The organism is Aromatoleum toluolicum (genome assembly GCF_012911005.2).
Classification (GTDB): domain Bacteria; phylum Pseudomonadota; class Gammaproteobacteria; order Burkholderiales; family Rhodocyclaceae; genus Aromatoleum; species Aromatoleum toluolicum.
Genome location: NZ_WTVS01000043.1, coordinates 1 through 12,899 on the forward strand (window position 1 = coordinate 1; position 12,899 = coordinate 12,899).

Below are 12,899 nucleotides of genomic sequence, written 5' to 3' on the forward strand. Positions count from 1 at the left end.
CTGTGGGGGCCTCCGGGCGGGGGATCACGCGGCCGTCGGACATGGCCGCGATCTCGTCTTCGCCGACCGGTACGAGCGTATCGCCGAAGTGGACATCCACGGGAAGGCGCATGAATTCGCCTACCGGGCCGTCGGCGGGGCCCGCGGACTCGCCGTCGGCCAGCAATGCCAGCAGCGACAGGCGGTAGGAGGCGGGCGCGAAGCCGCCGCCGGCCACCACGGTGTGCAGCGGGGCGGAGGCGGGCAGGATGTCGAGTCGCCGTGCAAAGTGTTCGAGCAGCGCGAGATCGTCCTGCTCGGGCGCGGCGTTCACCGCGGCGGCGTCCGGGGGCGGCAGTGCGGTGTCGGTTTCGCGGGCGCGGACTTCGTCGGAGAGCACGCTTTCGGCGCGGTCGATGAGCTCGTGGCCGCCCGCGAGCAGCGGCAGCTCGGGCACCACGAGGAGCGCGCCTTCGGCGAAGGCCGCGAAGGCAGCGGCGTCGAGTCCGCGTAACCACGCCGTCACGTCGGACGACGAGATGCCCGATGCGCCCAGGGTGACGCGCTGCGCCTCGATCTTGTTGAGCGCGCGCTGGAAGCTGGCGTCGGCACGCGCGAGCCGGGACTGGGCGAGGCCGATGCGCTGTGCGATGCGCGCGATCTCGAAATCGACTTCGGGGTCGGCCAGCAGGCTCTTGAGAATCTCGGTACCGCGCCCGAGCCAGCGCTCGTTGGCGGAAAGGCGGCGGCGTGCGCCGAGGATCTGGAACTCCGAGCCGGAGGCGATCGCCTCCTCGAAGTGCCAGGTGAGGTCGTTGAGCTTGGACAGCAGGTGGCCGAGCGCTTCGGGCGTGACGCTGCCGACCGCCTGCAGGCCGGCGAGCTGGGCGGTGAGGAAACCCAGCTCCGCGTCCTCTTCGGCCGAGAAGCGCAGCAGCATGGCGATGGCCGCCACGGCGTTGCGGCCGAGGTCCGAGAGGTGGTAGTTGCCGTCGTCCGCGTAGGCGAGGAGCTGGTTGTCGCGCAGGCGCTTCAGGACGGTTTCGAGCTTCACCGGGTCGAGGTAGGTGAAGCGCGCGCGCAGGGCATCGGGCGACCAGCGCGGCGTTTCCGCCTCCTGACCGATCTCGCGCAGCACCAGCAGGCGCAGCAAGACCTCGGCCTCGGAGCCGCGGAACAGCGTGATGAAGGCGTCGATCAGCGGTCGCGCCGCTACGAGCGGCGCGAGTTCCGGCACGTCGTCCGCGGCAACGCCGGGGGCGAGAAAATCGGCAAGCTCAGGCGTCATGCGTGCGCAGGGGCAGGGCGGTCAAACACCCTGCTTGAGGCTCGCCGCGATGAAGTCGTCCAGGTCGCCGTCGAGCACGCCCTGGGTGTTGCCGACTTCGTAGTTGGTGCGCAGATCCTTGATGCGCGACTGGTCGAGCACGTAGGAGCGGATCTGGTGGCCCCAGCCGATGTCGCTCTTGGAGTCTTCCAGTTTCTGCTGCTCGGCCTGGCGCTTGCGCAGTTCCAGTTCGTACAGGCGGGCCTTCAGCATTGACATCGCTTCGGCCTTGTTCTTGTGCTGCGAGCGGTCGTTCTGGCACTGCACGACGACGCCGGTGGGCTCGTGCGTGATGCGCACCGCGGAGTCGGTCTTGTTGATGTGCTGACCGCCGGCGCCGGACGCGCGGTAGGTGTCGATGCGCAGGTCGGCCGGATTGATGTCGATCTCGATCGAGTCGTCGACTTCCGGATACACGAACACCGACGAGAAGCTGGTGTGGCGGCGCGCGTTGGAGTCGAACGGACTCTTGCGCACGAGGCGGTGGATGCCGGTCTCGGTGCGCAGGAAACCGTATGCATAGTCCCCGCTGACCTTTATCGTGGCGCCCTTGATGCCGGCGACTTCGCCCTCGGACTCTTCCATGAGCTCGACCGCGAAACCCTTGCGCTCGCAGTAGCGCAGATACATGCGTTCGAGCATGCCTGCCCAGTCCTGGGCTTCGGTACCGCCGGCGCCGGCCTGGATTTCGATGAAGCAGGAATTCGGGTCCATCGGATTCGAGAACATCCGGCGGAACTCGAGTGCGTGCACCTTCGCTTCGAGCGGGGCGAGGTCGCCTTCGACGGCGTTCAGGGTGTCCTCGTCGTCCTCGGCCTGAGCGAGTTCGAACAGGTCCTTGAGGTCGATCGACGATTGCTCGATGTCGCGCAGGTTGATGACGATATCGTCGAGTTGACGTTTTTCCTTGCCGAGTTCCTGAGCCTTCTCGGCATTGTTCCAGACGGCCGGATCTTCCAGCGCGCGGGTTACTTCTTCGAGTTTCGACGCCTTTTCATCGTAGTCAAAGATACCTCCGAAGTTCGCGACCGCGGGCCTGCAGGTCGTCTAGTTTCAGGGCGAGGGCATTGATGCGTTCTGCTTCCATGGCGGGGCTCCGGGCGATTCTGGGAAACCCGTAAGTATACCCCGATCGGATCGCGCCGCGCGCTTGCCCGAGGGCGAGGTCTTTCGTGTGAGCCCAAAAACAACGGCGACCCGCGGGTCGCCGTTGTGTGTGCCGGGGAGGGCCGGATCAGAACTTGTAGCCGACGCCAACCATGTACACCCACGGATCGATCTCGACGCTGACCTTGACCTTCCCGAGCACGGGGTGCCGCGCGGTGGCATGACTGTCGATGCCGATACGCCACACGGCCGCATTCAGCACAATCCGGTCGGTCAGCATGTAGTCGATACCGGCCTGCAGGGCGAGCCCCCACGAGTCCTCGCGATCGAGGTGGGAAAAGCCCTGTGCCTTGCGCCCGTCCGTCAGGTCTTCATTGAAGAAGGTCGTGTAGTTGATGCCGGCGCCGACGTACGGCTGCCACTTCGAGCTGGAGTCCATCGGGAAGTACTGCAGCGTAACGGTCGGCGGCAGTTGCTCGATGGTGGCGAGCCTGCCGTTGAGACCCGCGGGCAGTCCCTTGACGCTGACGCTGTGCTTGAACGGGGTGGCTGCGAGCAATTCGACGCCGACATGGTCGGTCAGCATGTAGCCGAACGTCAGGCCGAGCTGGGTATCGTCGCTCACCGTGGCATTCGAACCCGCGATCTTGCCGGTGGCGCTGGACGAGACGTCGGACCCGCCCATTTCCGGGGCTACCCGCGCCGCACCTGCGCGGACGACGAAGTCTCCCGCCTTGTAGGCGTGTGCAAAGGGGCTTGCAGTGCCCAGGGCGAGCAGGGAGGCGATGACGAGCGATTTTTTCATGAGCTACTCCTCTTGCATGACGCGAATGAATTGTGGGGCATATTACCCACTTTTCGGGCGTGGCTATGTGCATTGCACAAAAATTTCACTCATGTTTGACGAAAGTCAAAAAAAGCCCGTAATGGAATTGTGGGATCTATCCATCCGGGGTTAATGCAGGCAGGCCGCTGGTTTCCAGCCGGCTCCCAGCTGACCGACATCCGCTGTTCGCTGATCGACCGATCTCGTTGGCTGAACGCATGGCGCAACCTTGCCCGCTTTTGCTGCAGTGCGGCAAAGATTGCGGTGATGCAGATGCCGTACGGACGCAGGTCCGCGAGCAGGAGCAATCCGCCACGGTATGATGGTTATCCGTCCGAAACGAACGTCCGAGAAAATACACGTGTCCATCGAAGTCATTCGTGCCGACTATCACGACCCCATTCATGCGAATGCCATTGTCGAGCTGCTGGACGCCTATGCGCGCGATCCGATGGGGGGCGGCGAGGCCTTGCCGGCCGAGGTCAAGGAAAGGGTCGTGCGCGAGCTTGCGCGCCTGCCGCATGCCTTCAGCCTGATCGCCTACGAGAATGGCGTCGCGGTAGGGCTGGCGAATTGCTTCGAAGCGTTCTCCACCTTCGCCGCAAGGCCGCTGGTCAACATCCACGATTTCGTCGTTCTCGCGGTGTACCGCGGACGTGGCGTCAGCCAGCATCTGCTGGAGGCGGTGGAAGCCGCGGCCAGGGAGCGGGGATGCTGCAAGCTCACGCTGGAGGTTCTCAGCGGGAATGAAGCGGCGCGGGCGGCTTATGCGAAGTTCGGTTTTCGCGATTACACGCTCGATGTGCGCGCTGGCAGTGCGCTGTTCTGGCAGAAGCCGCTTGGGAATCACCCGATCCCTATCGCCTGAAGCACGATGACGCCGCGCGGGATTGGCGGCGCCGCACCCTCAGAGCTCCTTCGGGGCCATCCGCGCCACATGCCGCAGCGAAGGCAGCGCGAAGGCCAAGCCGACAAGGACGCCGGCGATGACATCGAGCACGACATGCTGGCGCGTGGCGATCGTCGACCACACAATTGCCGCGCAGAGCAGGGCGTTTCCCCAGCGCAGCGCCGCCGGCGCCCCCACCGCCCGGGCGATGCGCTCGAGCCACAACGCCGTGAATACCGACGAGGCGACGTGCAGCGACGGGCAGGCGTTGCCGGCCGCGTCCACATTCTTGATCGCGGCCAGCTGCGGGTACGCCGACCAGTCGATGCCCGCTGGCGGCACCGACGTCGGAAGCAGCCAGTAAATGCCGAGGCAGAACAGGCACATCGCCGAGATCCATGCGCCGAACCAGAGCAGCGGGCGCAGGCTGCCAATGAAGGCGGGTGGGAGCGAGACATATGCCCACAAGCTTGCGTAAACCGGAAACGCGGCGGCGGAGAAGGGGATCCATTCATCGACGACGAGGCGGGGCATCATCGTCGGGGCCGTCAGCGGATGGCGGAGCACCGTGAAATAGCCCCAGAAGAACAGCACCATGAAAGTCATGGTGCCCGCCGCCTTGAGCGGCCAGAGAATGGCGAAACGGACAGCCAGCTGGCGGAACCAGGCGAGGCGAGGCGCCGCGACCAGCGGCAGGGCGGAGGGTGTCGGCATGGCCGCCGGATAGTATCAAACATCGGTGAACACACCGGAAATGCCCGACGAATCTATCGTGAAACATTTGATTTCATATAAAATTCGCGCCCTATGAATTCAATTGCACTTATTCGCGAATTTCTCGACGAACGCCTCGGCGTTGCGTCCGAAAAGGTGGTTGCAGACGCGCTGTTGGTCGACCTCGGCGTCGACTCGCTGATGATGCTCGAACTGATGTTCGCGTTCGAGGACCGCTTCGGGATCAAGGTCCCGAACGAGCTCGAAAATCCGAACAGTGTGGGCGACATGGTGGCCGCCATGGATGGCCTGATCACCACAACGAACGCGAGCTGAGTCATGGTCCGGCGTCGGGTTGCGATTACGGGCCTCGGTCTGGCCAGCCCCTACGGCGGCGATCTGGCGGATTTCTTCACCCGGCTGTGCGCCGGCGAATCGGCGGTCCGCCACCTGCTCACGGACGACCAGCCGCGGCCCTTGTCGATTCCGTTCGTCGCGTGTCCGGGCTTCGATGCCGATGCCGCGCTCGGCAAGCCCCTGGCCGCGATGATGGACCGTTTCGCCCAGCTCGGCATGGCGGCCGCCTTCAATGCATGGGACGCCGCCGGCCTCGTGCGCACGGCCGGCGACGAATCGCGCGACGACTGGGGCGTGTCCTGGGGCACCGCGCTCGGCGGCACCCTCGCGTATGAAAAGGGCTACCGTGAACTGTGGCAGCGGGGCCGCGAACGCCTGTCGCCGCTCTCGGTGCTGCTCGGCATGAACAACGCCGCCAACGCCCACATCTCGATCCAGCTGGGTTTGGGCGGCGTCAGCACCAGCCACACCGTCGCCTGCGCGTCCTCGGCCGTGGCGATCGGCGAAGCCTTCCGCCGCGTCCGCTCGGGCGAGGCGACGATCATGGTCACCGGCGGCTCCGACGTGCCACAGGCCTACGGCGTCGCGCGCGCCTGGGAAGCCCTGCGCGTCATGGCCCCCGGCGACGCCGAAACCTCGCCCGCAGCCTGCCGCCCCTTCGCCGCCGACCGCCGCGGCCTCGTCCTCGGTGAAGGCGGGGCCGCGCTGGTCCTCGAGGATCGGGATCACGCCCTTGCCCGGGGCGCGACCATCCACGGCGAGATCGTCGGCTACGGCGCGAGCTGCGACCACAGCCACCTCGTGCGTCCCGAGGCTGCCGGCCAGATCCGCGCGCTGCAGGCGGCGCTCGCCGACGCCGGGCTGGCCGCGGACGACATCGACTACATCAACGCCCACGGAACGGCCACCGCCGAAGGCGACCCGGTGGAGGTCGCGGCGCTGAGAACCGTGTTCGGCGAGCGCGCGAAAACGCTGCCGGTCAGCGCCACGAAGTCGATGCACGGCCACCTGCTCGGTGCCGCCGGCGCCATCGAGGCGATCGCCTCCGTGCTCGCACTGCGCGACGACGTCCTGCCGCCCACCGTCAACCTCGCCGACAATCTGGATCCCGCCTGTAGCGGCGTCGAACACCTGACCGTCGCCCGGCAAGGCGCGGCGCCGCGCGCTGCGCTGTCGAATTCCTTCGCCTTCGGCGGCAGCAACGCAGTCCTCGTCTTCCGCGCCGTCCGACAGTAAGGCAGGAAGATCCGCCGTTTTGCCGGAGAACCCATGAGCCTGCCCATCGCCAACCTGCCGCTGATGCTCACCGGCACCGCAGGCCTGCTGTGGTTCTCGCGCAAGCCGCTGCGCAATCCCGGCAGCCACGGCTTCTACCGCTTCTTCGCCTGGGAAACGATCCTCGCGCTGGCCGTTCTCAACCGCGAATCAACCGGCGATCAGCTGATTTCCGAAACCCTGCTGCAATTGAGCCTGCTGCCGCTGGTCTTCGGCTTTATCGCCCTGCGTCGTCGCGGCAAGCGCGACGCAACCCGGCGCGAGGACAGCTCCCTCTACGGTTGGGAAAAGACCACTGAACTCATTACCGGCGGCATCTTCGGCCTGATCCGCCACCCGATGTACAGCGCGCTTCTCGCCCTCGACTGGGGCATGTTCTTCCGCGCCGCGAGTTGGCCGGCGTTTGCGCTCGCGCTGTTCGGCAGCGCCTGTGTACTGCTGACCGCGCGGGCCGACGAAAAGGAATGCATCGCCTATTTCGGCCAGGCCTATATCGACTACATGCGAGGCACGCGCCGCTTCATCCCGTGGCTGTTCTGAACGGGGAATCGACAATGCGGAGGAGGGGCCGCTCGCACCGCGCGGCAGGGCGCCGCGGCGTTCAGGCCAGAATCTGCACGCGGCCGCTTCATGACAACGGGCAAATGTGATAATTGGGCCAAACGATTCTCGTGATCAGGCCGGACATGACCGAAAAAGTTGCCGCACCCCTCGGTGAGCTCGTGGCGGGTTGCCGCTCGCAGATGGAAAACGACCTCTGCGAGTTGTTCGAGGAACTGGGGCCCCTGCTGACTCAGATGGCGACCGCGCGCGGCAATACCAGCCGCGACCGCGCCGAGAGCAGAGCCGCCGCGTCGCTCAAGCTGGCCCTTCCGACACATTGGGAGAAGGTGGCCGCGTCCCTCAGGGCCAATCTCGCGGCGCGCGCCGTGGAAGCGACTAAGTCGGGCTATGGCCTGGCCGACCAGGAGAACCTGCGTCTGTTGAGCGCAGCGGAGGAATCCGTCCAGCTGGCAATGCGCGAGGTGCTGGATCGCGTGACCCTGGCCTGCCGCGACGAGACCAAGCCGCTTGAGCGGCGAATCAATTACCTCGTCCTGCGCAGGGCCATGCAGCCTGGTGACAAGACCTTCAATGTCTCGGCGCTGTGGTCCTGCATCGAGGCGGCCTGCGTCGAGGTCACGACCGACACGGGTCCGCTCATCCTGTTGCTGCAATTGATCGGCGACCAGATGGCCATAGAGATGCCGCAACTCTATCGGGTGGTCAACGAGGCGATGATCGAGGCCGATATCCTGCCGTCGCTCAAGCGCAGTTACCGGGACACTATCCCGGTTGACGCCCACGAGGTGGCGGAGGAATCCACCAGGGTGGCAAGCGCCCTGGACCGCCTGGTCGAAGCGCGCACCAAGGAGACGGGCGCCAGGGAGATGCCCAAGTCGGGGACTGCCAGCCAAGAACTGTTCAACTCCCTGAAGACCCTGCAGGCGGCGCCCGTGGCGGGAACGCCCGGCACGCACACCAACGTCGTGCGCATGGTGCGCGACAGCGGCGCCGCGCGCGACGTGAAGCCGCTTGAGGCGGTGACGCTCGACATCGTCGTCAAGCTGTTCGACCTGATTTTCAGCGATCCCAACGTCTCGGATGGCATCAAGGCGCTGGTGGCCCGCCTGCAGACGACGGTGCTGCAGGCCGCCATGCTGAACCAGCGCTTCTTCGCCGACCGCGGCCACCCCGCGCGACTCTTCCTCGACAGCCTTTCGGTGGTCGCCGTGCGCTGGGGCAAGGTTGTTAACGCCGAGGACCCGTTTTATCTGAAGCTCTCCGAGCTGGTCGACAAGGTGCAGAGCACCTACGACGGCGACATGGCGGTGTTCGAATCGGCCAACGCCGAGTTGGACGCCTTCCTCTCCGAGTGCGAGGAACGCGACGAGCTGCAGAACCGCGCGCTGGCCGACGCGGTGCTCGCCCGCGAGGAGGAAATGCGTCTCAGACGCGAGGCCCAGGCACGGGCGCAGAAGTTGGCGGATGCCTGCATCGCCCGCGTGCTGGTGCCGGAGGCGCCGTTGGAGATCGAGGAGTTCCTCCGCAGCTACTGGCGCGACGTCGTGCAGAGCCGTATCTCGCAGTCCGGCGAGGAAGGTGCGCCGACCGCCGCGGCCATTCAGGTCGCGACCGATCTGCTGTGGTCGGTAACGCCGAAGCAACGCGCGGGGGAGCAGCAGCGGCAGGCCGCTTCGCTGCCGACACTGCTGAGCGAGATCAACGTCGGTTTCGACGAGATTGGTTCGGCGCCCACCGAGCGCAAGGCCTTTTTGGACACGCTGCTCGACCTGCAACTCGCTGCCATGCGGGCGAAGAAGCCCGGCGCCGCCAAGGCGGCAAAGGTCGTGAAGGCGCGGCCGCGCGTCGCCGGGCCGACCCTGCAGGTCAGCCATGCGACGGACATCGGTGTCCGCGTCCAGGACATCTCGCTACCGGTCAGCGACAGCCTCGACGGGGAAAACGCACCGGATCGTGCGGACCTCCGCCGCGTGCGTCAGCTGGTGCGAGGCGACTGGGTGGACTTCACCACGGCGGGACAAACCCGCCGCGAGCGACTGACGTGGATCAACCGCAGCCGCACGCTCTTCCTGTTCAGCAACAGCGCCTCGCCCTGTGCAATATCGATCACGCCGGAAGCGCTGGCCGTGCGACTGAAGAACGGCACGGCGCAGATCGTGAAGCTCGACCGGCCGATCTTCGAGCGGGCCATCCATGGCGCCATCAAGTCGCTCGACCAGCGACCCTGAGCACGAATTCAGTAGCCGCTTTCGTCCAGAACCATGCGCTCAAAGTGCTTGTGCCGGCACAAGAGCTGCCGCCTCGATAGCCGGATAGTCCCCATACCCCTCCGGCCAAGGTGTAAGAATCTCGAACCCGTCCGCCGTCACCGCCACCATGTGCTCCCACTGCGCCGACAGCGAATGGTCCTTGGTGACCACGGTCCAGCCGTCGCCCAGTTCGCGGGTTTCGGGGCGGCCGGCGTTGATCATGGGCTCGATCGTGAACACCATGCCGGGTTCGAGCGTGAGTCCGGCGCCGGGGCGGCCGTAGTGGAGGACTTGCGGTTCGTCGTGATACACATCGCCGATGCCGTGGCCGCAATACTCGCGCACGACGGTGAAGCCTTCGCGGTGGGCGACGGTCTGGATCGCGTGGCCGATATCGCCGAGCGTGGCGCCGGGGCGGACGGCGAGGATGCCGGCGCGCATGGCTTCGTAGGTGGTCCGGACGAGGCGTCTGGCGAGGACGCCGGGCTTGCCGACAAAGTACATGCGGCTGCTGTCGCCGAACCAGCCGTCCTTGATCACCGCGACGTCGATGTTGAGGATGTCGCCGCTGCTCAGGCGCTTCGCGGACGGAATGCCGTGGCAGACGACGTGATTGGCCGAGGCACAGATCGTCTTCGGGTAGCCGTGATAGCCGATGTTCGCCGGAATGGCCTGCTGCACGTTGACGATGTAGTCGTGGCAGATGCGGTCGAGTTCGTCGGTGGTGACGCCGGCCCGGACGTGTTCTCCGATCATGCGCAGGACGTCGGCGGCCAGCGCGCCCGCGCGGCGTGCCATGGCGATCTCGGCCTGCGAGCGGATCGGGACCTGCTGCTTCCTTGCCATCAGGCCACCTTGCTCAGATTCGTCAGCGGGGAGGGCGCTGCGGGTGCGTCGTGCGCCTCTTCCTCCTGGATCAGGATCTGGCAGATTTCGCTGTAGCGTAGGGTCGGATTGAGCTCTGCGAGCATCCCGACGCGCAGCCAATGTTCGGCCTGGCTGTTGATGGAGCGGCTGAGCGCGCCGCTCGTCCGGCGCAGGGCTTCATGCATCTGCTCCGAGATCTTGACGATTCCCACAAGGTCACCCTATGTACGGTCTGTATATGCTCCGTATATTATCATTGCCCGAAAACACGCGGCCAATATCGTGGTTTACATAATACCAATTATGGCGGTTTCAGATGGTTCGCCAGATCGATTCAAACAGTCTCGAACCGGCACGATCTTCGTTGCCCCTAATGGACTCCCTTGACCTCGTCGCCGCCCGCCAGGTCAAGCGGACGCCCCTGGTCGGGCTGGCGATAATCGCACACGCCGTCGGGAAAGATCTGTTCGAGTTGTGACTGGTACGGACGCATGTCCACCGGCCCGTACACGCCACCGTCGAGCGCGGCCGACACGGTCTGCAAGGCGCACTTGAAGCGGTCGCCGGTGATCCCGTCGCCGGCAACCATGCGCGAGTTGCTGTAGATCGGATAGGCGCGCATGCAGGCGCCCGTGGGACGCTGGTTCCAGTTGCCGTCCCAGACCCGGTCGCCCTTGAACATGACCCGGCCGCGAGCGTCGAAACAGCGGTCGCTGGCCGTCCCGGGGCGAACCTGCGCCCACGACAGCTCGGGACGCGCGCGTTTCGCGCGCAGCCACTGGTCGATCGCGGCGAAGGCCCGCGGTGTCGGGTCGTAGGCCTTGTCACTCACCCAGATCGCCTGATTCCCCGCATCGCCCTGGGCCGCGATCATCCGCGCCCGTGCGGAGAACGATGCCGCCGTGTGGTGCATGTCCAGCTCGGCTTCGAGGTACAGGCGCTCGTCGATGACCGGAATGTCGATGCGACCGAGGAAGACCTGGCCCGAACGATACGCAGCTGCGATCGCTTCGAGGTCGCCTGCGAAGCGCGGCGCCGGACGAGTTCGCTCGGCGCCGAGGTTGATGTTGTGGGCGCTCCAGGGTGAAAAGGCGCTCAGCTCGCTCTCGCCGCCGTCGATCAGCCAATAATGCTCGCGCTGCATGTCTGCAGGCGGCTTCCAGCTGCCGATACGGGCGTTCAGCCGCAGGAACTGCTTCGGGGTGATCCGCTTGTTCTGCAGCGCCCCGAGGCCGTATTGCACGCCCACGTTGTCCCACGGAATGCGCGCGTAGCCCCGCGCGTCGGTGCCGAAGAAACGCTTCAGATCCTCGAAGTAACTCCAGCGCACCTGCTCGAAAACGTCGCGCGTTAGATGCGATTCGAAATGCGCGAACCGTGGATTCAGGACGAGCGGCGTAAGGCCTCGCCAGCCCACCACGCATTCCGTGTCGCCTTTACGTTCGGGCACCGATTCGCCGCGCATCATGAAGGCCACGCGGGTCGTGACCTCGATCTTCATCAGACCGCCCGAACTTTCATGGCGATTGCTGGCATTGAAGCCTTCGATCCAGCGTCGGTGTTCGGCCTTGCGCCAGGCGCGATTGTTGCCGTCTGTGACGTCGAAGTAATACTCGAGCAGTTCGCAGTCGAACACCGGGATCGTCTGCGTGATCATGTCCGGGTACGAATACTGGGCAATCGCCGCGTCGATTAGACCCGGGCGGTTCTGCGCGAGGAGATATTGCTGGATCGCGCCGCCCGAAGCGCCCACGCCCACCGTGTAGTCGGGCTCGCCGTACAGCGCGACGAACTGCTGTTTGACGCGCAGTGCGGTGTCCTCCGCGAGCCAGATGTCGAAGTGGTTCCGGCTCGTCGTTCCGGTCGATGCGACGACCGCGTAGCCCTGCGCAAGCTGTTCGCGGCGGTCGTCGAGAACGGCCTTCACGCTCGCCCTGCCCTGTCGATGACCGATTCCTACGCCTCCATAGAACTGGTAGATCAGGCGCCGGTTCCAGCGGTCGGCGGCGGGAGCGTCGATGAGCTCGCGCGCGCCCTTGAGCGCCGCGATGAGGTAGATGAAGCGATTGATCGTACCCATCTCGACACGCACGATGAAGGGTACGCGGGCGCCATTGACGGTGATCGTATCGACGTCCTCCGACTCGCCGTTCCAACGTGCAAAATGCTTCGCGCCCACCGGCTTGTAGAAGTACCAGGCTTTCGTCGGCGCCAGACAGTCCTTGCTGAAGGCCGCTGACTTGCGCGTGCCGTCCGTGGCGGCTTCGGTGGAATCGACCGGCGTCCCTATCCCCTCGGAATTGTCCGCGAGTGGAACCCCCAGGCCCGACTTTGCGGTGTCGCAGATGAAGGGATATTGCTTCGGCCCGGCAAAAAGGGGCTCGGCCGGGCCGACCTGGCCGAGCATGATGGGAAAGCGGAAGATTTCGGCCGGCCGTTCGAGGCGCGAGGGATGCGGTCCCGCATAGGGTTCCGTGGGCGCCCCGGCGTCATAGCCCGGCGGCAGGCCGACGACTTGGCGCTGGCCAAGTTGTCCGCGCCCGTCAGACTGGCCCCCGACGGCGAATCCGACAAGGATCAGCCCCGGCCACAGCCATCTTCTTCCCTTCATTATTGGCACCCTGCTGCGTATCCCGTCCGGCGGAGCCGTCCATGATTTATGTATAGATCACGGCTGGCCGGCTGCAACGCACGACGCCTCGGAACGAGCACCCGATGGAAATTTGCGTCTTCGGGGCCGCTTAT

At 65.5% G+C, this 12,899-nt stretch carries 12 protein-coding genes; 5 read left to right on the forward strand and 7 right to left on the reverse strand.

All coding sequences use genetic code 11. The annotated features are described in order from the left end of the window. From GPA27_RS18455 to GPA27_RS18465, 3 genes are all read right to left on the reverse strand, one after another. Window positions 1-1,267 (reverse strand): hypothetical protein (locus GPA27_RS18455; protein WP_169141958.1); only part of this gene is annotated, 1,267 nt, incomplete at its 3' end. Window positions 1,268-1,288: 21 nt separating this feature from the next. Next, window positions 1,289-2,393 (reverse strand): peptide chain release factor 2 gene (gene prfB, locus GPA27_RS18460; RefSeq protein WP_169141959.1). Its coding sequence is split into 2 segments (ribosomal slippage): window positions 1,289-2,311 and window positions 2,313-2,393, totalling 1,104 coding nucleotides; the frame shifts between segments, so codons are not numbered across the junction. A 147-nt stretch (window positions 2,394-2,540) separates the two neighbouring features. After that, window positions 2,541-3,218, reverse strand: coding sequence for an OmpW/AlkL family protein (locus tag GPA27_RS18465; protein WP_169141960.1), 678 nt, complete (start codon window positions 3,216-3,218; stop codon window positions 2,541-2,543). A 382-nt stretch (window positions 3,219-3,600) separates the two neighbouring features. Between GPA27_RS18465 and GPA27_RS18470 the strand changes: the two genes are divergently transcribed. After that, window positions 3,601-4,107, forward strand: coding sequence for a GNAT family N-acetyltransferase (locus GPA27_RS18470; protein WP_256223030.1), 507 nt, complete (start codon window positions 3,601-3,603; stop codon window positions 4,105-4,107). A 39-nt stretch (window positions 4,108-4,146) separates the two neighbouring features. Here the strand turns inward: GPA27_RS18470 and GPA27_RS18475 are convergent, their stop codons facing one another. Continuing rightward, on the reverse strand, window positions 4,147-4,842 hold the full coding sequence (locus GPA27_RS18475; RefSeq protein ID WP_246261233.1) for a phosphatase PAP2 family protein: 696 nt from the start codon (window positions 4,840-4,842) through the stop codon (window positions 4,147-4,149). A 93-nt stretch (window positions 4,843-4,935) separates the two neighbouring features. Between GPA27_RS18475 and GPA27_RS18480 the strand changes: the two genes are divergently transcribed. The 4 genes from GPA27_RS18480 to GPA27_RS18495 all read left to right on the forward strand — a co-directional run bounded on the left by GPA27_RS18480 (window position 4,936) and on the right by GPA27_RS18495 (window position 9,266). Further along, a complete protein-coding gene (locus GPA27_RS18480; RefSeq protein WP_169141962.1) occupies window positions 4,936-5,178 on the forward strand; it encodes an acyl carrier protein in 243 nt (80 codons plus the stop codon). Between the two features lie 3 nt (window positions 5,179-5,181). Further along, entirely contained in the window at window positions 5,182-6,435 is a 1,254-nt protein-coding gene (locus tag GPA27_RS18485) for a beta-ketoacyl-[acyl-carrier-protein] synthase family protein (protein ID WP_169141963.1), read from the forward strand. A gap of 33 nt (window positions 6,436-6,468) precedes the next feature. After that, window positions 6,469-7,014 (forward strand): methyltransferase family protein, encoded by a 546-nt coding sequence (locus tag GPA27_RS18490; RefSeq protein ID WP_169141964.1) that lies wholly within the window; start codon window positions 6,469-6,471, stop codon window positions 7,012-7,014. A gap of 146 nt (window positions 7,015-7,160) precedes the next feature. Then, window positions 7,161-9,266: a DUF1631 family protein gene (locus tag GPA27_RS18495; protein ID WP_169141965.1), complete on the forward strand. Its 2,106-nt coding sequence runs from the start codon at window positions 7,161-7,163 to the stop codon at window positions 9,264-9,266. Between the two features lie 39 nt (window positions 9,267-9,305). Here GPA27_RS18495 and map read toward each other — a convergent pair whose 3' ends face one another. The 3 genes from map to GPA27_RS18510 form a co-directional block, all read right to left on the reverse strand. Continuing rightward, complete coding sequence (map, locus tag GPA27_RS18500) at window positions 9,306-10,133, reverse strand: type I methionyl aminopeptidase (RefSeq protein WP_169141966.1); 828 nt, start codon at window positions 10,131-10,133, stop codon at window positions 9,306-9,308. Then, a complete protein-coding gene (locus GPA27_RS18505; RefSeq protein ID WP_169141967.1) occupies window positions 10,133-10,366 on the reverse strand; it encodes a ParD-like family protein in 234 nt (77 codons plus the stop codon). Before GPA27_RS18505 ends, map begins: the two co-directional genes overlap by 1 nt. Before the next feature lie 158 nt (window positions 10,367-10,524). Continuing rightward, window positions 10,525-12,765 (reverse strand): DUF6351 family protein, encoded by a 2,241-nt coding sequence (locus GPA27_RS18510; RefSeq protein WP_211165090.1) that lies wholly within the window; start codon window positions 12,763-12,765, stop codon window positions 10,525-10,527. Window positions 12,766-12,899 lie beyond the last annotated feature (134 nt).

Excerpts from the sequence above, each read along its gene's own strand:
- GPA27_RS18465 (WP_169141960.1), bottom strand. The coding sequence starts at position 3,218 with ATGAAAAAATCGCTCGTCATCGCCTCCCTGCTCGCCCTGGGCACTGCA.
- GPA27_RS18475 (WP_246261233.1), bottom strand. The coding sequence starts at position 4,842 with ATGCCGACACCCTCCGCCCTGCCGCTGGTCGCGGCGCCTCGCCTCGCC.
- GPA27_RS18480 (WP_169141962.1), top strand. The coding sequence starts at position 4,936 with ATGAATTCAATTGCACTTATTCGCGAATTTCTCGACGAACGCCTCGGC.
- GPA27_RS18485 (WP_169141963.1), top strand. The coding sequence starts at position 5,182 with ATGGTCCGGCGTCGGGTTGCGATTACGGGCCTCGGTCTGGCCAGCCCC.
- GPA27_RS18490 (WP_169141964.1), top strand. The coding sequence starts at position 6,469 with ATGAGCCTGCCCATCGCCAACCTGCCGCTGATGCTCACCGGCACCGCA.
- GPA27_RS18495 (WP_169141965.1), top strand. The coding sequence starts at position 7,161 with ATGACCGAAAAAGTTGCCGCACCCCTCGGTGAGCTCGTGGCGGGTTGC.
- map (WP_169141966.1), bottom strand. The coding sequence starts at position 10,133 with ATGGCAAGGAAGCAGCAGGTCCCGATCCGCTCGCAGGCCGAGATCGCC.
- GPA27_RS18510 (WP_211165090.1), bottom strand. The coding sequence starts at position 12,765 with ATGAAGGGAAGAAGATGGCTGTGGCCGGGGCTGATCCTTGTCGGATTC.